Annotated in this window: 17 protein-coding genes, 2 tRNA genes and 3 rRNA genes; 12 read left to right on the top strand and 10 right to left on the bottom strand. The window is 55.5% G+C overall.

Annotated features, from left to right (window positions below):
- Positions 1–113 precede the first annotated feature (113 nt).
- Positions 114–287 carry a hypothetical protein gene (locus ACMHYW_RS01485; protein WP_414500600.1) on the top strand — a complete coding sequence of 58 codons (174 nt, stop codon included), beginning with the start codon at positions 114–116 and terminating at the stop codon, positions 285–287.
- Between the two features lie 488 nt (positions 288–775).
- Here the strand turns inward: ACMHYW_RS01485 and rrf are convergent.
- The 6 genes from rrf to tyrS all read right to left on the bottom strand — a co-directional run bounded on the left by rrf (position 776) and on the right by tyrS (position 7,869).
- Positions 776–891: ribosomal RNA gene (gene rrf, locus ACMHYW_RS01480) — 5S ribosomal RNA — on the bottom strand.
- Positions 892–1,014: 123 nt separating this feature from the next.
- A 23S ribosomal RNA gene (locus ACMHYW_RS01475) occupies positions 1,015–3,914 on the bottom strand.
- Positions 3,915–4,258: 344 nt separating this feature from the next.
- A tRNA-Ala gene (locus ACMHYW_RS01470) sits at positions 4,259–4,334 on the bottom strand.
- Between the two features lie 9 nt (positions 4,335–4,343).
- Positions 4,344–4,420: transfer RNA gene (locus ACMHYW_RS01465), tRNA-Ile, on the bottom strand.
- 108 nt (positions 4,421–4,528) lie between these two features.
- A 16S ribosomal RNA gene (locus ACMHYW_RS01460) occupies positions 4,529–6,068 on the bottom strand.
- Together the 16S, 23S and 5S rRNA genes with 2 tRNA genes alongside form the textbook arrangement of a ribosomal RNA operon.
- A 592-nt stretch (positions 6,069–6,660) precedes the next feature.
- Positions 6,661–7,869, bottom strand: coding sequence for a tyrosine--tRNA ligase (gene tyrS / locus ACMHYW_RS01455; RefSeq protein ID WP_414500599.1), 1,209 nt, complete (start codon positions 7,867–7,869; stop codon positions 6,661–6,663).
- Positions 7,870–8,150: 281 nt separating this feature from the next.
- Here tyrS and ACMHYW_RS01450 point away from each other — a divergent pair, with 281 nt between their 5' ends.
- The 5 genes from ACMHYW_RS01450 (at position 8,151) to metW (ending at position 12,228) form a co-directional block, all read left to right on the top strand.
- The gene (locus ACMHYW_RS01450) at positions 8,151–8,894 is read left to right on the top strand and encodes a YggS family pyridoxal phosphate-dependent enzyme (RefSeq protein ID WP_414500598.1); all 744 of its coding nucleotides are present in this window, start codon (positions 8,151–8,153) and stop codon (positions 8,892–8,894) included.
- A 98-nt stretch (positions 8,895–8,992) separates the two neighbouring features.
- Positions 8,993–9,820 (top strand): pyrroline-5-carboxylate reductase, encoded by an 828-nt coding sequence (gene proC, locus ACMHYW_RS01445; protein ID WP_414500597.1) that lies wholly within the window; start codon positions 8,993–8,995, stop codon positions 9,818–9,820.
- A gap of 62 nt (positions 9,821–9,882) precedes the next feature.
- Positions 9,883–10,467, top strand: coding sequence for a YggT family protein (locus ACMHYW_RS01440; protein ID WP_414500596.1), 585 nt, complete (start codon positions 9,883–9,885; stop codon positions 10,465–10,467).
- Positions 10,464–11,648: a homoserine O-succinyltransferase MetX gene (gene metX, locus ACMHYW_RS01435; RefSeq protein WP_414500595.1), complete on the top strand. Its 1,185-nt coding sequence runs from the start codon at positions 10,464–10,466 to the stop codon at positions 11,646–11,648. The genes ACMHYW_RS01440 and metX overlap by 4 nt, the downstream gene beginning before the upstream one ends.
- Positions 11,638–12,228: a methionine biosynthesis protein MetW gene (metW, locus tag ACMHYW_RS01430; protein WP_414501452.1), complete on the top strand. Its 591-nt coding sequence runs from the start codon at positions 11,638–11,640 to the stop codon at positions 12,226–12,228. Before metX ends, metW begins: the two co-directional genes overlap by 11 nt.
- Here the strand turns inward: metW and sfsA are convergent.
- Positions 12,225–12,926: a DNA/RNA nuclease SfsA gene (gene sfsA / locus ACMHYW_RS01425; RefSeq protein ID WP_414500594.1), complete on the bottom strand. Its 702-nt coding sequence runs from the start codon at positions 12,924–12,926 to the stop codon at positions 12,225–12,227. The genes metW and sfsA overlap by 4 nt on opposite strands.
- A gap of 185 nt (positions 12,927–13,111) precedes the next feature.
- Here sfsA and dksA point away from each other — a divergent pair, with 185 nt between their 5' ends.
- The 6 genes from dksA to panC all read left to right on the top strand — a co-directional run bounded on the left by dksA (position 13,112) and on the right by panC (position 18,308).
- The gene (gene dksA / locus ACMHYW_RS01420) at positions 13,112–13,552 is read left to right on the top strand and encodes an RNA polymerase-binding protein DksA (RefSeq protein WP_027705437.1); all 441 of its coding nucleotides are present in this window, start codon (positions 13,112–13,114) and stop codon (positions 13,550–13,552) included.
- 358 nt (positions 13,553–13,910) lie between these two features.
- Entirely contained in the window at positions 13,911–14,102 is a 192-nt protein-coding gene (locus ACMHYW_RS01415) for a hypothetical protein (RefSeq protein WP_414500593.1), read from the top strand.
- A 222-nt stretch (positions 14,103–14,324) separates the two neighbouring features.
- Complete coding sequence (pcnB, locus tag ACMHYW_RS01410; protein ID WP_414500592.1) at positions 14,325–15,695, top strand: polynucleotide adenylyltransferase PcnB; 1,371 nt, start codon at positions 14,325–14,327, stop codon at positions 15,693–15,695.
- On the top strand, positions 15,695–16,183 hold the full coding sequence (gene folK / locus ACMHYW_RS01405) for a 2-amino-4-hydroxy-6-hydroxymethyldihydropteridine diphosphokinase (RefSeq protein ID WP_414500591.1): 489 nt from the start codon (positions 15,695–15,697) through the stop codon (positions 16,181–16,183). Before pcnB ends, folK begins: the two co-directional genes overlap by 1 nt.
- 46 nt (positions 16,184–16,229) lie before the next feature.
- Complete coding sequence (gene panB, locus ACMHYW_RS01400) at positions 16,230–17,021, top strand: 3-methyl-2-oxobutanoate hydroxymethyltransferase (RefSeq protein WP_414500590.1); 792 nt, start codon at positions 16,230–16,232, stop codon at positions 17,019–17,021.
- A 420-nt stretch (positions 17,022–17,441) separates the two neighbouring features.
- Positions 17,442–18,308 (top strand): pantoate--beta-alanine ligase, encoded by an 867-nt coding sequence (panC, locus tag ACMHYW_RS01395; RefSeq protein ID WP_414500589.1) that lies wholly within the window; start codon positions 17,442–17,444, stop codon positions 18,306–18,308.
- A gap of 231 nt (positions 18,309–18,539) precedes the next feature.
- Here the strand turns inward: panC and pnp are convergent, their stop codons facing one another.
- From pnp to truB, 3 genes are all read right to left on the bottom strand, one after another.
- On the bottom strand, positions 18,540–20,660 hold the full coding sequence (gene pnp, locus ACMHYW_RS01390; RefSeq protein ID WP_414500588.1) for a polyribonucleotide nucleotidyltransferase: 2,121 nt from the start codon (positions 20,658–20,660) through the stop codon (positions 18,540–18,542).
- 216 nt (positions 20,661–20,876) lie between these two features.
- Positions 20,877–21,146, bottom strand: coding sequence for a 30S ribosomal protein S15 (gene rpsO / locus ACMHYW_RS01385; protein WP_027705431.1), 270 nt, complete (start codon positions 21,144–21,146; stop codon positions 20,877–20,879).
- Positions 21,147–21,227: 81 nt separating this feature from the next.
- On the bottom strand, positions 21,228–22,145 hold the full coding sequence (truB, locus tag ACMHYW_RS01380) for a tRNA pseudouridine(55) synthase TruB (RefSeq protein ID WP_414500587.1): 918 nt from the start codon (positions 22,143–22,145) through the stop codon (positions 21,228–21,230).
- Position 22,146: the final 1 nt, after the last annotated feature.

The following is a 22,146-nucleotide window of genomic DNA, read 5'->3' as shown; positions in this document are numbered from 1 at the left end:
CTGCTCGATGTATATCAGTGTAGCCTAAGCATATCTATCAACATCCATCAAAGAGCCATAAAGAAACAACCAACTCCTATGGACACACTCTGGATATAGAGAACCTATTTAGCTTGGGCTGGTGGCTGGTGGCTGGTGGCTGGTGGCTGGTGGCTGGTGGCTGGTGGCTGGTGGCTGGTGGCTGGTGGCTGGTGGCTGGTGGCTGGTGGCTGGTGGCTGGTGGCTGGTGGCTGGTGGCTGGTGGCTGGTGGCTGGTGGCTGGTGAAGAGTGTATGCGCTCATCTTAGAGATGCAAGCACCGGTCTGCCCCCATCAACTGAAGGCAGCACGACTGAAGGCCGTGATAGCCCACACCTGAAGGAACGCAGTGAGACACATTTCTGGATGCCAGAGTATGCTCATTACTGCTAGACGCTACAGTCTTGACGTCTCGCCGATAACAAAACACCCCGATGATGGCTTGAGCCGCAGATCATCGGGGTGTTTTTATAACGGCATCTAGTGTTTGACTGTTTCGATAGATGAGCGATCGGCAGACAGCGCTGGGGGTGGGAAGAACGGTCGGCTACTGACGTATCCGTCGTCTTCGGCAGCAGGGGCTTCGCGGTTACGCTACCGCCCTTCTTCTCTTTTTTCTCTTTTGCTCATCTGCCGCTGTTGAGTGACGGCTCAGGGTCTGGGTACTGGCACGGCCGTTATTGCCTTCGGCCTGCGCTTGCCTACCCCCAAAGCAAATACCCCCGACCATTGCTGGCCGGGGGTATTCAGTAAAGATGCTTGACGATGACCTACTCTCACATGGGGAAGCCCCACACTACCATCGGCGCTGAGCGGTTTCACTTCTGAGTTCGGCATGGGATCAGGTGGTACCCGCTCGCTATGGTCGTCAAGCGTATTCGGTTCGGTCTCGATGCCTAAGGCACCGCTACCTAAATCTGTAAATCATGCTGGGCCGAGATCGTCTCGTCGCGTATCCGTTATTTTCGGATCGTGTCTATAACCCTTTGGGGTTATATGGTCAAGCCTCACGGACCATTAGTACACGTTAGCTCAACGCATTGACTGCGCTTCCACACCGTGCCTATCAACCTCGTAGTCTTCGAGGGTCCTTTAGGGGGCTCAAGGCCCCAGGGAAGTCTCATCTTGAAGGGGGCTTCCCGCTTAGATGCTTTCAGCGGTTATCCCGTCCGAACATAGCTACCCGGCAATGCCACTGGCGTGACAACCGGAACACCAGAGGTTCGTCCACTCCGGTCCTCTCGTACTAGGAGCAGCTCTTCTCAAACTTCCAACGCCCACGGCAGATAGGGACCGAACTGTCTCACGACGTTCTAAACCCAGCTCGCGTACCACTTTAAATGGCGAACAGCCATACCCTTGGGACCGACTTCAGCCCCAGGATGTGATGAGCCGACATCGAGGTGCCAAACACCGCCGTCGATGTGAACTCTTGGGCGGTATCAGCCTGTTATCCCCGGAGTACCTTTTATCCGTTGAGCGATGGCCCTTCCATACAGAACCACCGGATCACTAGAACCTACTTTCGTACCTGCTCGACGTGTCTGTCTCGCAGTCAAGCACCCTTATGCTCTTGCACTCACTGCACGGTTTCCAACCGTACTGAGGGTACCTTCGTGCTCCTCCGTTACTCTTTGGGAGGAGACCGCCCCAGTCAAACTACCCACCACACACTGTCCTTCTACCGGATAACGGTAGCAAGTTAGAACGCCAATGATGTCAGGCTGGTATTTCAAGGTTGGCTCCACTGCAACTGGCGTCACAGTTTCAAAGCCTCCCAGCTATCCTACACAGACAACATCAGCATCCAGTGTGAAGCTATAGTAAAGGTTCACGGGGTCTTTCCGTCTAGCCGCGGGAACACTGCATCTTCACAGCGATTTCAATTTCACTGAGTCTCGGGTGGAGACAGTGTGGCCATCATTACGCCATTCGTGCAGGTCGGAACTTACCCGACAAGGAATTTCGCTACCTTAGGACCGTTATAGTTACGGCCGCCGTTTACCGGGGCTTCGATCAGGAGCTTCGGACGAGTCCTAACACCATCAATTAACCTTCCGGCACCGGGCAGGCGTCACACCCTATACGTCCGCTCACGCGTTAGCAGAGTGCTGTGTTTTTAATAAACAGTTGCAGCCACCTGGTATCTTCGACCGGTTGGGGCTCTGAGAGCGAGTCTCTTCACCTTACGCCGGCGCACCTTCTCCCGAAGTTACGGTGCCATTTTGCCTAGTTCCTTCACCCGAGTTCTCTCAAGCGCCTTGGTATTCTCTACCTGACCACCTGTGTCGGTTTGGGGTACGGTCACACAGTACCTGAAGCTTAGAGGTTTTTCCTGGAAGCGTGGCATCAATGACTTCCTGAGTCCGAGGAATCAGTTCGTCTCGTATCTCGACCTTAAGCAAGCGGATTTGCCTACTTGCTCAGCCTACATACTTTCACCAGGACAACCGTCGCCTGGCTCACCTAGCCTTCTCCGTCACCCCATCGCAGTACTGTCTGGTACAGGAATATTAACCTGTTTCCCATCGACTACGCCTTTCGGCCTCGCCTTAGGGGCCGACTCACTCTGCTCCGATTAACGTCGAACAGAAAACCTTGGTCTTCCGGCGAGGGAGGTTTTCACTCCCTTTATCGTTACTCATGTCAGCATTCGCACTTGTGATACCTCCAGCATGCCTTACAGCACACCTTCGCAGGCTTACACAACGCTCCTCTACCGCTCAACACTTAAGTGTTGAACCCGTAGCTTCGGTACTTGGTTTGAGCCCCGTTACATCTTCCGCGCAGGCCGACTCGACTAGTGAGCTATTACGCTTTCTTTAAAGGGTGGCTGCTTCTAAGCCAACCTCCTAGCTGTCTGAGCCTTCCCACATCGTTTCCCACTTAACCAAGATTTTGGGACCTTAGCTGACGGTCTGGGTTGTTTCCCTTTTCACGACGGACGTTAGCACCCGCCGTGTGTCTCCCATGCTGCACTCACCGGTATTCGGAGTTTGCCTCGGGTTGGTAAGTCGGGATGACCCCCTAGCCGAAACAGTGCTCTACCCCCGGCGGTGATACATGAGGCGCTACCTAAATAGCTTTCGAGGAGAACCAGCTATCTCCGAGCTTGATTAGCCTTTCACTCCGATCCACAAGTCATCCGAATCTTTTTCAACAGATCCCGGTTCGGTCCTCCAGTTGATGTTACTCAACCTTCAACCTGCTCATGGATAGATCGCCCGGTTTCGGGTCTATTCCCAGCAACTATGTCGCCCATTTAAGACTCGGTTTCCCTACGCCTCCCCTATACGGTTAAGCTCGCTACTGAGAATAAGTCGCTGACCCATTATACAAAAGGTACGCAGTCACAGAACAAGTCTGCTCCCACTGCTTGTACGCACACGGTTTCAGGATCTATTTCACTCCCCTCACTGGGGTTCTTTTCGCCTTTCCCTCACGGTACTAGTTCACTATCGGTCAGCCAGGAGTATTTAGCCTTGGAGGATGGTCCCCCCATGTTCAGTCAAAGTTTCACGTGCTCCGACCTACTCGATTTCACCTTAATTGCATTTTCGCGTACGGGGCTATCACCCACTATGGCGTGCATTTCCAAACACTTCCGCTAATACAACTAAGACTTAAGGGCTAGTCCCCGGTCGCTCGCCGCTACTGGGGGAATCTCGGTTGATTTCTTTTCCTCGGGGTACTTAGATGTTTCAGTTCTCCCGGTTTGCCTCCATACCCTATGTATTCAGGTAAGGATACCCGTCTTATGACGGGTGGGTTTCCCCATTCAGAGATCACCGGATCAAAGGTCATTTGCCACCTCCCCGATGCTTATCGCAGGCTATCACGTCTTTCATCGCCTCTGGCTGCCTAGGCATCCACCGTGTGCGCTTAATCGCTTGACCATATAACCCGAAAGAGTCATAGATCACGATTCAAACGAAAACAATTTTCGCCGGATACGCTTGAGACGTATCTCATTTGCCAATGTCACGGCCTATCGGATACTACTTCCGAAGAAGTAAAATCTGATCGCGTTCCATTGGACTTGGCATCAGCATGATTTACATTGTTAAAGAGCAATACTGCGAGCAAGAAGCTTACAGTCAGGAAACAACATTCATCACACGCTGTATCGTTGACTATTAAGACATCTAATAATCAATCATCAGGTGATGAAGATTGGTTCGTGACTAGAAGCTAGATCACTAAACTAAGTACTGAAGAACCGGCCATCAAGACAGTCAGATGGTGGAGCCAAGGAGGATCGAACTCCTGACCTCCTGCGTGCAAGGCAGGCGCTCTCCCAGCTGAGCTATGGCCCCATATAATAATGGTGGGTCTGGGCAGACTCGAACTGCCGACCTCACCCTTATCAGGGGTGCGCTCTAACCAACTGAGCTACAGACCCGGCAACTGCTTGCGCACGGCCAGGGAATATCCCCTGCAGTACTTCGCTCTACTACGATCAGGCAATTTGTTGTGGACACTTGAGATCACGAGGTGATCATTTTACGTTTAAGGAGGTGATCCAGCCGCAGGTTCCCCTACGGCTACCTTGTTACGACTTCACCCCAGTCATGAACCACACCGTGGTAACCGTTTTCCCGAAGGTTAAACTAGCCACTTCTGGTGCAATCCACTCCCATGGTGTGACGGGCGGTGTGTACAAGGCCCGGGAACGTATTCACCGCGACATTCTGATTCGCGATTACTAGCGATTCCGACTTCACGGAGTCGAGTTGCAGACTCCGATCCGGACTGAGGCGAGCTTTCTGGGATTAGCTTCACGTCGCCGCTTCGCAACCCTCTGTACTCGCCATTGTAGCACGTGTGTAGCCCTACTCGTAAGGGCCATGATGACTTGACGTCGTCCCCACCTTCCTCCGGTTTGTCACCGGCAGTCTCCTTAGAGTTCCCGACCGAATCGCTGGCAAATAAGGATAGGGGTTGCGCTCGTTACGGGACTTAACCCAACATTTCACAACACGAGCTGACGACAGCCATGCAGCACCTGTCTCAGAGTTCCCGAAGGCACCAATCCATCTCTGGAAAGTTCTCTGGATGTCAAGAGTAGGTAAGGTTCTTCGCGTTGCATCGAATTAAACCACATGCTCCACCGCTTGTGCGGGCCCCCGTCAATTCATTTGAGTTTTAGTCTTGCGACCGTACTCCCCAGGCGGTCAACTTAGTGCGTTAGCTGCGCCACTAAATCCTCAAGGGATCCAACGGCTAGTTGACATCGTTTACGGCGTGGACTACCAGGGTATCTAATCCTGTTTGCTACCCACGCTTTCGCGCCTCAGCGTCAGTGTCAGTCCAGAAGGCCGCCTTCGCCACTGGTATTCCTCCAGATCTCTACGCATTTCACCGCTACACCTGGAATTCTACCTTCCTCTCCTGCACTCAAGTCTGCCAGTTCCAAATGCTGTTCCCAGGTTAAGCCCGGGGCTTTCACATCTGGCTTAACAGACCGCCTACGCGCCCTTTACGCCCAGTAATTCCGATTAACGCTCGCACCCTCCGTATTACCGCGGCTGCTGGCACGGAGTTAGCCGGTGCTTCTTCTGTGGGTGATGTCCTTCCTGAAACGTATTAGGCCTCAGGCTTTCTTCCCCACTGAAAGTGCTTTACAACCCTAAGGCCTTCTTCACACACGCGGCATGGCTGGATCAGGCTTTCGCCCATTGTCCAATATTCCCCACTGCTGCCTCCCGTAGGAGTCTGGGCCGTGTCTCAGTCCCAGTGTGGCTGATCATCCTCTCAGACCAGCTATGGATCGTTGCCTTGGTGAGCCATTACCTCACCAACTAGCTAATCCAACATGGGCTCATCCGATAGCGAAAGGTCCGAAGATCCCCTCCTTTCTCCCGTAGGACGTATGCGGTATTAGCGTGCGTTTCCACACGTTATCCCCCACTATCGGGCAGATTCCCATGCATTACTCACCCGTCCGCCGCTCGCCACCAGGAAGCAAGCTTCCCGTGCTGCCGCTCGACTTGCATGTGTTAGGCCTGCCGCCAGCGTTCAATCTGAGCCATGATCAAACTCTTCAGTTTAAATCTTTCATTGGTCATTAGGTGACCAATCCGGCTCGAGTATCGAAACAACTCATTGAATTGATGAGTTACTTGATGCTCGAAATGATGATCCACTTCGAAAACCTCAAGCACCCACACAAATTGCCTGATCATCTTGTTAAAGAGCGTCTTGCGAGCGGCGTTCGCTGCTCAGCAAGTGGAAGCACATTCTACATTTTCTGAAGAATTTGTCAACCGCCGATTTGGCGATCGCTTCAGGAGATCACACTGCGTTCTCAACTGAAACATCTTCAAGAAAAAGCGAAGACCTACAAGAGGTTAGCTTCCGTGCCACCCGGCGTTTGCCCTGGCAGCGAGGGCGTACTTTACAGAGATCACCCGGGGTTGGCAAGGGCTTTGTGATCTTTATTTCGAGCACACGGCCCACTTCTTGCTAGGAGGTTCTTTTGGCTTTGGCTTTGGCTTTGGCTTTGGCTTTGGCTTTGGCTTTGGCTTTGGCAACAAAAAAAAAGCCCCACTGCTGCGCAACAGTGGGGCTCTTAATTCAACAAGCATAGAAGCTATAGGAGCTAGGCTGTGATTGATCGTTCACTCCGATCTTATCGGCCGTTCATCCTTCAAGCTTGACCTCTACGGTCGCAAAACGGCGTTTGCCCGCTTGAATGGTGTAGGTCTTACCAAACGCCAGCATGGTGCTTGGCGCTACGACTTCCTGATCCACCTTCACGCGTCCGTTCTTCAGCAGGTCTTTTGCTTGTGCGCTGTTTGTCACCAGTCCTGCTTGGTTGAGCACTGAGGCAATGGGCGCAGCGTCGATGCCGCTGTAGGTCACAACAACGTGCGGCATGTCCTCGGGCAGTTCGCCTTCGCTCAATTGGTTCCCGCTACCTTTATGCGCATTGGCCGCTGCTTCTTCGCCGTGGTAACGCGCTACGATCTCACGGGCGAGCTCCATTTTGATGTCTCGCGGATTGGCACCGTCAGCCACTTGCTGTTTGAACGCGTCGATTTCCTGCGTGGAGCGCAGCGACAGCAGTTCGAAGTAGCGCCACATGATGGCATCCGGGATCGATACCAGCTTACGGAACATTTCACCGGGGCGTTCCGTTACGCCGATGTAGTTGCCCAGAGACTTCGACATTTTCTGTACGCCATCCAGCCCTTCCAGAATCGGCATGGTAATGACGGTCTGTGGTTCCTGACCATAGTGCTTCTGAAGCTCGCGCCCCATCAGCAGGTTGAAGCGCTGATCGGTACCGCCCAGCTCAATATCAGCTTCCAACGCGACGGAGTCATACCCTTGAATAAGCGGGTATAGGAATTCGTGGATCGAGATGGACTGGCCGCTCTTATAGCGCTTCTCAAAGTCGTCGCGTTCGAGCATGCGGGCCACCGTTGACTGCGCTGTCAGTTCGATCATCTGCACGGATGACAGCTTGCTCATCCATTCAGAGTTGAACACGACTCGTGTCTTGGCAGGGTCGAGCACCTTGAAGACCTGCTCTTGATAGGTCTTGGCGTTTTGCTGGACTTGCTCTTCCGTCAGCGGCTTACGCGTTACGTTCTTGCCCGTCGGGTCACCGATACGACCAGTAAAATCACCGATCAGGAACATGACTTCATGCCCTAGATCTTGAAGCTGGCGCAGTTTGGTCAGCAGTACGGTATGGCCCAGGTGCAGGTCAGGCGCAGTCGGGTCGAAACCCGCTTTGACGCGTAGCGGTCGACCACTGCGCAGCTTCTCGACCAGCCCGTCTTCGGGCAGAACCTCTTCCGTGCCGCGCGTGATCAGCGACAGTGCATCCTTGATATCAGTCATTATCAACGTCTCTCGAGTTCTGAAACGGTCACACGACGCACTCTTGCCAAGCGCGCGCGAATGGCGCCATGTTAGCATGACACCTCTTGACGATCATGACTCGGATGCACTTTCAAGCGTTGTAATCGGCGCCACGACACTTCGGCCTGAGCGGATAAGCGTTTTACCCGCAGCAATGCATCTGCCCTGCATATCCAGTCACGATGATAGGCCATCACTCATGAGCGCTGCGCCGTGTCTATGTCGCTCTTCTGTATTGATATATGTCGCAGGAATACTCCATGTCTCTCGATATGCCCTCTTCTTCTGCCAGTGCTTCTTCCAACTCCGTCACTTCGCGCCTGCATGCAACGCAGCAACATCTGCAACAGGCTCTTGCCTCGGCGGGCCGGGCTTCGGACAGCGCTCAGCTGCTGGCCGTGAGCAAAACACGCCCTGCCGAAGAAATTCGCGAAGCCTACAACGCTGGGCAACGCGCCTTTGGAGAAAACTACATGCAGGACGCGCTGGGCAAGCAGCCTTCCTTGGAAGATCTGGATATCGAGTGGCATTTCATTGGCGCACTACAGTCCAATAAGACACGGGAAGCGGCCACCCATTTCGACTGGGTGCACACGGTCGATCGCATCAAGATCGCTCGACGTCTTGACGCCCAACGCCCAGAAGGACGTGCACCGCTGCAGATCTGTCTGCAGGTCAACATCAGCCGCGATCCCAATAAGTCCGGCGTACTTCCCGAAGACGCCGCCAGTGTCGTTGAGGAAATCCTTGCGCTTCCTCACCTGAAGCTGAGGGGGCTGATGACGATTCCGGCCAAGGCAGAGGATCCCTCACTGCGTCGCGCACCATTCAAGGCACTACGTGAATTGCGCGATCAGCTATGCCAGCAGTTTCCCGAAGCCCCATGGGATACGCTTTCAATGGGCATGACCGCCGATATGGACGATGCTGTAGCAGAAGGCGCAACGATCGTACGCATCGGTACCGCCATATTCGGTGAACGCGACTATGGCACGGCACATTGACCTCTTTCGATGCGTTCACGGGTTGAAGAAGCGCTGACAGTACAACATCATGCGGTAAGGCGTGGTAACGACACTCCCTTACGGACAAGGATCTTTCAATGCATAGCAAAACCCTGAGCTTCATCGGCGCAGGCCATATGGCTGAAGCCATCATTGCAGGCCTGATCAATACCGGGCATCCGGCCGAACGCATCATTGCAACCGCGCGCAGCGACAAAACGCTGGCCCCGCTGCAGGCACGCTATGGCATCCAGACCACCACCGACAACTGCAGCGCCATTGCTCAAGCTGACGTTGTGGTGCTGGCCGTCAAGCCACAGGTGATGAAAGAAGTCTGTGCACAGGTCACCGATATCGTTGCCCGTCAGCGCCCTCTGATTCTATCGGTAGCGGCAGGACTTACTTGCGCCACACTGAGCCGTTGGTTGGGCGGCTATGACGCCATCGTGCGCGCTATGCCAAATACGCCATCGCTGGTCGGCACCGGGGCATGCGGCCTGTATGCCACCGATGCAGTTTCCAAGGAACAGTGCACGCTGGCTTCTGACCTGATGTCGGCCGTTGGCATTACCGAGTGGGTGGATGAAGAACGCCTGCTGAGTACCGTCACGGCTATTGCCGGCAGTGCCCCAGCCTACTTCTTCTATCTGATGGAGGCATTGGAGAAAGCGGCTATCGAACAAGGCATGCCGCTAGAAAGCGCTCGTCGCCTTATCATCCAAACCGCGCTGGGAGCTGCCCGTATGTGCGATGCCAGTGAAGATGCTCCCGAAGAATTCAAGAAACGCGTGATGTCTCCTAATGGCACCACCGAACGCGCTATCTTCCATTTTCAGGACCACGGTTTTGAACAGCTAGTCAATGATGCCGTTCAGGCTTGCTTCAACCGCGCTGAAGAACTGGGCGAGTCACTTGGCAGTCAGTAATCTCTTCATGGCACTATCAGGTCTTCGATGACCTAATCACGCACTTCTTCCGGAGGATCAACGTGCCTTCTACACTTTGGCTATTCGTACAGCTGTTCCAGCTCTATCTCTTCATTTTGATGATGCGCTTCGCACTGCATTTTGCACGGGCCGACTTCTACAACCCGCTGGTACAGGGCATCATCAAGGCAACGGACTGGCTGGTCGCTCCTCTGCAGAAGGTGCTGCGCCCGGGTCGCCACTTCGACCCTGCCACGCTGGTGGCGGCACTGCTGTTCAGTGCCATCACCAGTGCGGTACTCAGCAAGGTGATGCCAGTATCACTCGGCAACATTGCGGCATTGCTCTGTGCTGGCGTACTGGGAACGTTCTATACCCTGCTGCGCATGTACATGCTCGCCATCATCGCGCTGGCCATCATGAGTTGGATCGCCCCTCAGCCGACTCATCCTGCTCCGCTGCTGATCGCCCAGATCACACGTCCGATTCTGGCGCCTTTGCAGCGCATCATTCCGCCGCTGGGCGGCATGATTGATATCAGTCCGCTAATCGTCATCTTTGGTATAACAATTCTTCAAAGCATCGTGATCAATCTAGCGAACAACATACTCATAATTCAAAAACTGATCATCGTAGGACTTCAATGACACACACCGACAGTCAGACGGCCCTGAATCTGTCTGGTCCACACAGAGCGGCGTTCGATGAGCCGCTGGCGCTGGCCTGCGGGCAGACGCTGGAGCACTATGAACTGGTCTATGAGACCTATGGCACGCTCAATGAACAACGAAGCAATGCCGTGCTCGTCTGCCATGCCCTGGGTGGCAATCATCATGCTGCGGGCTTTCACGAAGGTGATCGGAAACCGGGCTGGTGGGACAAGCACATTGGCCCAGGCAAGAGCATTGATACCGACCGATTCTTTGTCATCTCGCTCAACAACCTAGGCGGCTGCCACGGCAGCACCGGCCCCAATGCCATAAATCCGGCTACGGGCAAGCTGTGGGGACCGGAGTTCCCAATGATGACGGTACCCGATTGGGTACACAGTCAGGCACGCCTTGCGGATCATCTTGGAATCGAGCGATTTGCGGCCGTCATCGGCGGCAGTCTGGGGGGCATGCAGGTTCAGACGTGGGCCATCCTGTACCCCGATCGCATCGCCAATGCCATTGTAATTGCTTCGACACCGCGCCTGTCCGCTCAGAACATTGCGTTCAACGAGGTGGCTCGTCAGGCCATTCGCTCTGACCCCGATTTCCATGAAGGCTGGTATTACCAGCACGACTCGCGCCCGCGCCACGGACTGAAACTGGCACGCATGATCGGGCATATCACGTATCTTTCCGAAGCGGCTATGGGGCGCAAGTTCGGGCGTGACCTTCGCAGTGCGCTCAACTTCGGCTATGACGTCGAATTCGAGATCGAGTCCTATCTGCGCTATCAAGGCAACAACTTCTCCAACAGCTTCGACGCCAACACCTATCTGTTGATGACGAAGGCGCTGGACTATTTCGACCCTGCGCGCGATCACAATGGCGATCTGGCTGCGACATTCGCCAAGTCGCAGTGCCGCTTCCTGATCATCAGCTTCTCAAGCGACTGGCGCTTCACGCCGGCACGGTCACGTGAAATCGTCGAGGCGCTGGTGGAAGCAGGCAAACGCGTTAGCTACGTCAACATTGAATCCCCGCACGGTCACGATGCCTTCCTGCTGCCCGATGAACGCTATGAAACAGTGCTGAAGAACTTCCTCAGCCACGCAATGGCAGCACCATCGGATGACACGCATCACCACAACAGAGGAAACGACCATGCTGCGTCCTGATCTGGCCCTGATTCACGACTGGGTTGCGCCAGGCAGCCGCGTGCTCGACCTTGGGTGCGGTGATGGCGAACTGCTGGAAGTGCTGGCACGCGACAAACAGGTGACAGGCTACGGCCTAGAGATAGATCCTGTGCGCATCAACGTATGCCTGGAACGCGGTGTCGATGTCATCGAACAGGACATCAACGAGGGGCTACACAACATTCGCGACGATGCATTCGATCTAGTGATCATGACGCAAGCCCTACAGGCCCTGAAGCGCCCTGACAAAGCGCTTGATGAGATGCTGCGCATTGCACGCGAGTGCATCATCACCTTCCCGAACTTCGCCTACTGGCGCCACCGTTTGCACCTTGGGATGAAAGGCCGCATGCCGGTCTCCAAGGCACTGCCGCATGCCTGGTACGACACACCGAACATCCACCTGTCGACGTTCAAGGACTTCGAACAGCTGTGTCGAATGCGAGGCTATACCATCGTTGATCGAGCGGTGGGCAAAGATGGCGGTATCGGTCATTGGACCAGCCGCACATGGCCCAGCATGCTGAGCCGAATGGCGGTGTTCCGTATCCGTCGCTAGAGCAGTACCGGCAACGCGTGCGTCAAGGTCATAGCATGGGGGTCGATATGGCACCCATATGCCCTGATCTGGACGCCAAGCTCAGCGGCGGCTTTCACCGCTTCTGCATAAGCAGGGTGAATGTCCGCCGCTGGCCTTACAGCCTCTATGCCCGTATGGGTGGCACAGAACAGCAGCATGGCGCTGTCCCCTTCAGCCACCCGCGCCTCCAATGCCTGCACGTGCCGAAGCGCGCGAGTACTGACGGCATCTGGAAACGCACCAACCCCATCGCCTTCTAACAGCGTTACCTGCTTCACTTCGACCCAAGTTGCATGACCTAGATGATCAAGTAGCTTGAAATCCAGCCGTGCATCGTCCACTTTCACTTCTGACCTGCATGACGCGATATCGTCAAGAATCACGCCACTGTCGAGCGCTTCGCGGACAAGGCCGTTGGTCCGTGCGGTGTTGACGGAAGCGAGCGCCAAGCCAGCTGCCGTCTTAACTTCGATCAGCTCCCAGCTCCACGCCAGCTTGCGTCTGGGGTCATCGTGAAAAGACAGCCAGACTCGGGCACCTTCCTGCAAGAGTCCGGTCATAGCACCTGTATTGGCGCAGTGCGCGGTAACCTCTCGACCATCATCAAGCAGGATATCCGCCAGGAATCGCTTGTAGCGTCGTAACAGCGTCCCGGAGGAGAGTAAGGGATAATTCACAGGCGCTCCTGAAAACGATCGGGGTGTCAAAGCGTCGAACAACGCCAAATACCGTTTTTACTGTTGCATTGGCTGTCGTTTTTAGATAAAAGGCTCTACCTTCGATGGGAGGCAATAGCAACGCTGCCACCCCATCTGCTGCGGCCAATGCGGCTCAAGTCACACTGCGTAATGAGGCATTACCCATGGCAGTTGCCGATAATATCCCAGAAGCGCTGAACAAGTTTAAACCGTACGAGCCAGCTCCTGGCGAAGAGTACATGAACGAGAAGCAGCTTGAGCACTTCCGCCAGATCCTGCTGAACTGGAAACAGGACCTGATGGAAGAAGTCGACCGCACCGTTCGTCATCTTCAGGAAGAAGCCAACAACTATGCGGACCCTGCGGACCGTGCGACACAGGAAGAGGGCTTCAACCTTGAACTGCGTACGCGTGATCGTGAACGCAAGCTGCTCAAGAAGATCAACGAAACCATCGAACACATCGATGAAGATGATTACGGCTACTGCGAAGATTGCGGTGTCGAAATCGGCATTCGTCGTCTGGAAGCTCGTCCCACAGCGACACAGTGCATCGACTGCAAGACACTGGCAGAGCTCAAAGAACGCCAACTCGGCGGTCACTGATATCTGAGGAAAGGCCTGCGACTGCAGGCCTTTCTTGCATCTGCCTGCTCCCCTTCCCCCTGATACTCATCTTCCCCTGCCTACACTTCTTCAATGCCGGATAGCTCGGCGACATCAGAAATAATCATTCCGATCAACGCAGTAGGTGCCGTACTCCGAAAGCGCGCTCGGTAATAACGCACCAAAAAAGAACAATTGCGCACCATTTTGGTTCACAAAATGCACGCCATTGAACCACCCAATACTTCCGCCGCTCTTCCTGCATAGGTCCCCTGACAGGGCCATTTGCATAACCTCATGATATTCAAAGCAATCAATTAATATCGGCACGGTTCCCGCATTGTGAAGGATGGGTACGATGGTGGTTCTGCTGGGTATTGCACAACAAAAACAAAAGGCAATACGACAGAAAGGCGACAACAAGAACAATGCCGCTGCCACGCCCCTCTATTCACCCTGGGTGAGTAGCGACGAAAAACAGAACTCGGCGCTCAACAAGAACAACATCGAGTGTTTTTCTTCCCCCAGCCCCAGGCTGCAACAACGATAACCACCTCTTACAGGCGGGAGGGTCTTACAAGAACAATAGCCCCTTCTCACGCCCCTCTATCGCGGGGCCATGATTCCAAGCCATCAGTCGATGGACCTTCTTTCCGATATAGCAATCAGACCCGTAGCGATGGAAAACGGTGTAGAATCAGCAGAAGCTCCACAATAACCTGCTTTGAAATGAGAAAAGCCTTCGCTACACTACCAGTCAATCCTAGCCCTTATGGGCAATACAACTTCATCAGGTAGCGGTAATCGTTTGAATACCCCGATTGGCAAACATTCAGGACACGTCAGGATTCTTGGTAGCAAGGACCATATCCTGCGCCGAAACCAACTCAGTGAAAACGCGCTCAAGGTCGTCCACCGGCTGGCAGAGGCGGGTCATGAAGCCTATCTCGTAGGGGGATGCGTACGAGATGGACTGCTTGGGCTTGATCCCAAGGATTTTGACGTCGCCACCAGTGCCACCCCCGACGAGGTGCGCGCACTGTTCCGCAACGCTCGTATCATCGGGCGCCGCTTTCGTATCGTTCACGTCTGCTTTGGTCGTGAGATCATCGAAGTCACCACGTTCCGCGGTCAGCACTCCGGCGACGAGGGCGATCATCGCTCTCAGCAGTCCGAAGACGGCATGCTGCTGCGCGATAACGTTTGGGGCAGCGTCGATCAAGACGCCCTGCGCCGCGATTTCACTGTCAATGCGCTCTACTACAACCCTATCGATGGCACGATCCACGACTGGGCGGGCGGCATAGAAGATATGGAAGCGCGCTGCCTGCGCCTTATCGGCAAGCCCGAGGTGCGCTATCGCGAAGACCCCGTACGCATGCTGCGCGCGGTACGCTTTGCGGCCAAGCTCAACTTCACGCTGGAAGAAGAGACCGAAGAGCCTATCCATCTGCTCGCGCCGATGCTGCTTCAGGTTCCGCCTGCACGCCTCTTCGAAGAAGTGCTGAAACTGTTCCTGTCCGGCAAAGCCCTGGCCACCTATCTGATTCTGCGTGAGCAAGGCCTATTCGCCATGCTCTTCCCGGCCACGTTCGACGCGTTGAGCGTACTGCCGTGGGCCGAGAAGATGATCCGCCAGGCACTTAAGAACACCGATGCACGTTTGGCCGCAGGCAAGCCGGTGACGCCAGCGTTCCTGTATGCCTCGCTGCTGTGGCCTGCCGTCGTCATGGAGTCCATGGCCATGCAGGCAGAAGGCATGTCGGAAATTCCGGCCGGTCAACAGGCCGCGCACACAACGATCACGCGCCAGCTTCAACACACGTCTATTCCCAAACGGTTCAGTCTGCCGATGCGGGATATCTGGGACATGCAGCAGCGCCTGCCGCGTCGCCGTGGCAAACGCGCTGATCAGCTGCTGGAGCATCCCCGCTTCCGCGCCAGCTACGATTTCCTGCTGCTGCGCGAAGCCGCTGGCGAGCTTGAGCCGGGTCTGGGTGACTGGTGGACAGAGTACCAGGCACTGGATGAGCACAGCCGCCGTGAAATGATCGCTGCGCTGCCCGCATCTACCGCCAAAGCACCAAGCAGCCGCCCGCGCCGTCGTCGCCGTTCGCCGCGCAAAGAGCAGAGAACAAGCTGATGCTGACATGGCATGACGCCTATATCGGCCTAGGCAGCAACCTTGATGATCCTAAAGCGCAGCTGATGCGGGCGCTTGAGCATCTGGATGCGCTGCCCTTGACCCAACGGGTTGCCACTTCGCCGCTGTACGGCAGTCAACCGGTTGGGCCGCAGGATCAGCCTGATTTCGTCAATGCCTGTGTCCATCTTCGTACAGCACTCTCGCCTCTGGCGCTGCTGGATCAACTCCAGAGCATCGAACAACGTCAGCGACGCGTTCGCGTGCGCCACTGGGGACCACGCACGCTGGATCTCGACTTACTGATGTACGATGATCGCGTAATGCATCACCCCCGCCTTAATCTTCCCCATCATGAAATGCATCAGCGTGGGTTCGTGCTGATTCCCTTACTGGATATCGCCCCAACCCTGATGCACCCGGGCATGAATCTCCCGATTAGTACACTTGTGACCGATGAGCTTCGTGGTACGCTAACGCGTCTATAGGGCACCTTGTGTTCCCTTCATACGTTCATGCACACGAGGATACCTCATGTCATCTGTCACGATCGCTACCCTAGTCGGCCGACGTGAAAGCAATACACCCTTCAGCTGTCTGACCGCCTACGATGCCTCCATGGCACGTCTCGCCGAAGAAGCAGGCATTGATGTACTGCTGATCGGTGACTCTCTCGGCATGGTCATGCAGGGCCAAACCAGCACGCTGCCTGTTACTGTCGATGACATCGCCTATCACACTCGCTGTGTTGCACGCGTCACCTCCCGTCCGTTGATCATGGCCGACCTGCCTTTCATGGCCGATACCAGCCTGTCTCACCTTCTTGAAGCCTCCTGCACGCTGATGCAGGCCGGTGCCCACATGATCAAGATTGAAGGTGGTGCATGGCGTCATGAGGCCATTGCCGAACTCACTCAGCGCGGCGTGCCTGTCTGCGTGCACTTGGGCCTGACACCTCAGCACGTCAACAATTTCGGTGGCTATCGCGTACAGGGCCGTGATCCTGACGACGCGCAGCGCATCATTGACGATGCGCTGGACCTTGAGCAGGCTGGTGCTGCGATCGTGCTGCTAGAATGCGTGCCCGCCGCACTTGCACAGCAGGTACGCGATGCACTGACGGTACCGGTCATCGGTATCGGAGCAGGGCCGGACGTCGATGGTCAGATTCTCGTAATTCAAGACATGCTCGGCATGACGGGTGAAAAGACTCCCCGCTTCGTGAAGGACTTCCTCAAGGGCGAAGACTCCGTACTGGAAGCACTGGCGGCTTACCATGACGCCGTCGTCAGTCGCACCTTCCCGGACGACGAACACTGCTTCTAACGCCTTTTTTCTGGCGCATGGCATGGACGCGTACACCCGCCAGCCATGCGCCGGCACTTCCTATCGATGCCACCGCATCCCGTATACCTACAGCATCGAACGGATAAGGCAACGTTAGCGATTTATTACCTCGATGCGTACACGGAGCGCCCCGAGAGGTGTACATTGAGGGCTTTACGAAGGGTCGAGCCTTCCAGTCACACTGGGTGAATAGCAGCGAGACAGACATCAGAGCGCCATCCTCGCTGGCTACCCTCCTCCTGACATGGCGTATAAATAGGCGCCTGCATTCGAATGACACATCGCTCAGGCTGAACGGTATACACGAATAGAAGCCTGAGGCTGCTCGACCCATAAACCGACTTGGTTACCGCGAGCAAGGCGCTCTATGCTCGCCGTACAGCATGATACGAGTTTCCCATGCGACTGATTTCCGACATTTCCACACTCCGCCACGCCATAACGACCCTCCGCCACCCCGTAGGGCAACCTGCACGACGCATTGCTCTCGTTCCCACCATGGGCAACTTGCACGACGGCCACCTGAGCCTCGTTAGACAGGCACGAGAACAGGCCGACATCGTCATTGCGACGGTCTTCGTCAATCCGCTGCAGTTCGGTGAAGGGGAGGACTTCGATCAGTACCCTCGCACCCTGGAAGCCGATGCGGCAAAACTGGACGGCGCAGGATGCGATATTCTGTTTGCTCCTGCGGCAGACGATCTTTTCCCAGCCGCAGCCAGCGACATGACCCGTGTGGTTGCGGGCTCTGTCAGCCAAGGGCTGTGTGGCGCGAAGCGTCCCGGCCATTTCGATGGCGTTGTCACCATCATTTCTCTGCTGTTCAATCTGGTCCAACCGGATACGGCCATCTTCGGCGAGAAGGACTACCAGCAGCTGCAGGTCATCAAAGCCTTGGTGCGCGATTTGCACTTCCCGGTTGAGGTACTGGGCGCACCGATCGTACGCGACCATGACGGGCTGGCGCTGTCATCCCGCAACGGCTATTTATCAGATGTCGAGCGCGCTACGGCACCGGCTCTGTACAGAACCCTCATCTGTATCAAAGAACTGCTGGAACAGGGGCTGAGTCACGAACAGGCCCTTGAAGAAGGCATCCGTCAGCTGGATGCTCAGGGGTTCACCGCAGACTACCTTGAGCTGCGTGATCGCCACACGCTGGTACCCGCAACGGAAGATACCCGTGAAGGCATTCTGTTGGTCGCTGCCTATCTCGGCACCACGCGCCTGCTGGATAACCTGAAGGTAGAGCTTCCTGTCGCCTAAAGCCGAACGGTTCAGATTAGCCCTCACAGCCATACCACGGCTTGCCACAGCCTCATAACGGCCAGCCACGCTGGTCTGATCGTCCTCCAGAGCGCCGTTTTGACCGGCACTACGCCATATCCGCTACTCATGGCTGCACCACATATGAAAAAGCCCCCGCACTCAACGAGTACGGGGGCTTTTCAATGCGGATGAGAACGGAGTCCAAACAGACCCCGCTCACACCTCACATCATTCTGCTTCGCTAGCTTCGAACGCCGCTTTTTCTTCCGGTGTTACTTCCTTGATGGACAGTTTCACACGGTTGCGGTTATCGATATCGAGCACCTTAACGACGACCATATCGCCTTCGTTCAGGAAGTCTTTCACGTCGTTGACGCGTTCCGGCACGATCTGAGAGATGTGTACCAGACCGTCGGTACCCGGCATGAAGTTCACGAATGCGCCGAAGTCAGCGATGCGTACAACCTTACCGCGATACAGCTTGCCAATTTCCGCTTCGGCAGTGATGCCTTCAACGGTATTGATGGCCTGCTGCAGACCCTCACGGGTATCGGCGTAGATACGAACGGTACCGTCATCGTCGATGTCGATGGATGCGCCCGTGTCTTCGCAGATCTGGCGGATGGTAGCACCACCTTTACCGATGACATCGCGGATCTTATCGGTATCGATCTTGATCGATGCCATAGCCGGAGCGTGCTCGGCAACGCTGTTACGGCTCTGAGAGATCACTTCGTTCATCTGGGAGAGGATGGACAGGCGTGCCTGATAGGCCTGAGCCAGCGCCACTTCCATGATCTCTTCGTTGATGCCTTCGATCTTGATGTCCATCTGCAGTGCAGTAACACCTTCAGCGCTACCGGCCACCTTGAAGTCCATGTCGCCGAGATGGTCTTCGTCACCGAGGATGTCGGTCAGAACAGCGAAACCGTCTTCATCCTTGACCAGACCCATCGCAATACCGGCAACCGGTGCTTTCAACGGTACACCCGCGTCCATCAGTGCCAGAGAAGCACCGCAGACGGATGCCATAGAGCTGGAACCGTTGGATTCGGTGATTTCGGATACGACACGAATGGAGTAAGGGAAGGCGTCTTCTGCCGGCAGTACCGCGGAAACACCGCGACGTGCCAGACGGCCGTGGCCAATCTCACGACGTTTCGGGGAACCGATGAAGCCTGCTTCACCTACGCTGTACGGAGGGAAGTTGTAGTGCAGCATGAAGCGGTCATGACGTTCGCCACCCAGGCCTTCGATCAGCTGTGCATCGCGCAGCGTACCCAGCGTGGTCGTGACGATTGCCTGCGTTTCACCACGAGTGAACAGCGCAGAACCGTGTGCACGCGGCAGAACGCCAACTTCGATGCTCAGCGGACGAACGGTAGTGCGGTCACGGCCGTCGATACGAGGCTCGCCAGCGATGACACGACGACGAACGACGCGTTTCTCGAGACTACCGAATGCGCCACTGACGTCTTCTGCAGAGAACTCGCTGACTTCGCCAGCCAGCTGCTCAACCGCCTTGTTGCGCAGTTCGGCAACGGCGTCCTGACGCTGCAGCTTGTCAGTGATGCGGTAAGCGTCACCGATCGCTTTTTCGAAGCCCAGTGCCACGGCCTGTTTGAGCGCATCGTTGACGGCTGCCGGCTGCCAGTCCCATTTCGGCTTGCCCGCTTCAGCAGCGAACGCCTTGATGTTCTCGATAGCAACCTGCATTTCCTGGTGACCGAACAGTACGGCACCCAGCATTTCGTCTTCTGTCAGCTCAGCCGCTTCGGATTCCACCATCAGTACGGCTTTCTCAGTACCCGCTACGACCATGTCAAGCTCGGACGCTGCCAGTTCTTCCTGGGACGGGTTGAGGAAATAGCCGCGATCTTCGGTGAAGGCAACGCGTGCTGCACCGATAGGACCGGAGAACGGTACACCAGAAACGGCCAGCGCTGCAGACGTACCCAGCATGGCAGCGATATCCGGATCCTGATTGCGATCAGCGGACATGACGGTACAGATAACCTGTACTTCGTTCATGAAGCCTTTCGGGAACAGCGGACGAATCGGGCGGTCGATCAGACGAGACGTCAGCGTCTCTTTTTCTGTCGGGCGGCCTTCACGCTTGAAGAAACCACCAGGGATCTTACCTACGGAGTAGGTTTTTTCCTGATAGTGAACGGACAGCGGGAAGAAGTCCTGACCTTCACGGGTCTCTTTCTTGGCAACGACCGTACACAGTACGACGGTGTTGTCGATAGAAATCAGAACGCTACCGGTAGCCTGACGGGCAACACGACCGGTTTCGAGGGTGACCGTCTTGCCACCGTACTGGAATGTCTTCTTGACAGGATTCAATCTGAAGTCCTTCGATAAACTTTGTATATAGGCATCTTTGGTTACGCCTCAATGGTAGAGCCTTCCTGCCAATCTGTCATCGGAATTGTGACAGCGAGGAAAGCCGCTTTCCTTGAGACACAGCGTGCGAGACGCTGTTTCCAGATGTACACATATGAAAAAACAGGCAGCCTGTTCAGGCTGCCTGTTTTCACGATGCTTGCAACACCGCCGATATCAGCGACGCAGACCCAGACGTTGGATCAGAGACTGGTAACGGTCGAAATCGCGAGATTTCAGGTAGTCCAGCAGCTTGCGACGCTGGTTAACCATGCGGATCAGACCACGACGAGAGTGGTGATCCTGTTTGTGGGACTGGAAGTGATCCTGCAGACCAGTGATGTTAGCGGTCAGCAGTGCAACCTGTACTTCGGAAGAACCGGTATCCGTTTCGCTGGCACCGAATTCTTTGATGATCTGAGCTTTCTGTTCTGTAGACAGAGCCATGATATTCTCCAGTATCAATATGCCTTGACAGCATGTGAGAGATGACCACGCATATTTGCAGTCATCCAGTTCAGCGGCGGACTATAACACAGTTCTCAGCAGACGCCGAGGACCAATTACACCCGCCTTGACGACGGTGACCAACCCAAGCAGGCGATCACCTTCATACGCTCTCAGCATGACGTCGTCGTCATGCGTTGCCGTGTCGGCATGCACCTTCTGCCCCATCAGTAGCCGCTCAGCCGATGCAGCATCCACATTCACGGTCGGCAGGTGCTCTATCAGCACATCGACCGGCAGCAGATGAGCATCACGCGCAACTTCTTCCGTAGCTTCCAGTGCCTCCAGACTCAGCATGCCTTCACTATTGAAAGGGCCAGTCTGCAACCGCTGCAGCATGGTCAGGTGTGCACCACACCCGATGGCGGCACCGATGTCGATCGCCAGCGTCCGGATATAGGTTCCCTTGCTGCACGTCACATCCAGTAGCAGTGACTGCGTATCAGGGTCCCATTCCATCAGCGTGATGTCATACAGGGTGACCTGACGCGGTGTCCGCTTGATCTCAATGCCTTGGCGCGCCAACTCATACAGCGGACGCCCTTGGTATTTCAGGGCCGAATACATCGGAGGCACCTGTTCGATCTCGCCACGGAAACGTGTCAGTACCGCTTCAAGCGCGGCTTCATCCAGCACGGGCACTTCAGCGCGGGCAATTTCCTGACCTTCAGCGTCACCGCTATCGGTCGCCACGCCAAGCTGTACACGCGCTTGATAGCGCTTGTCGGCGTCCAGCAGGTAAGCCGAGAACTTAGTGGCTTCACCAAAGCAGACAGGCAGTAGACCCGTTGCCATGGGATCCAGCGTTCCGGTATGCCCTGCCTTGGCCGCCTGGAAGAGACGGCGTGCTCGCTGCAAGGCCTGGTTGGCACTCAAGCCCTTGGGCTTGTCCAGCAGCAGCACACCATCCAAGGCACGCCCTTTCCGACGTCTTGCCATG

Source organism: Zymobacter sp. IVIA_12111.31 C1, from assembly GCF_047495495.1.
Classification (GTDB): domain Bacteria; phylum Pseudomonadota; class Gammaproteobacteria; order Pseudomonadales; family Halomonadaceae; genus Zymobacter.
Note: the sequence above shows the minus strand (reverse complement) of the source record. Positions and strands in the feature narration are given on the sequence as shown.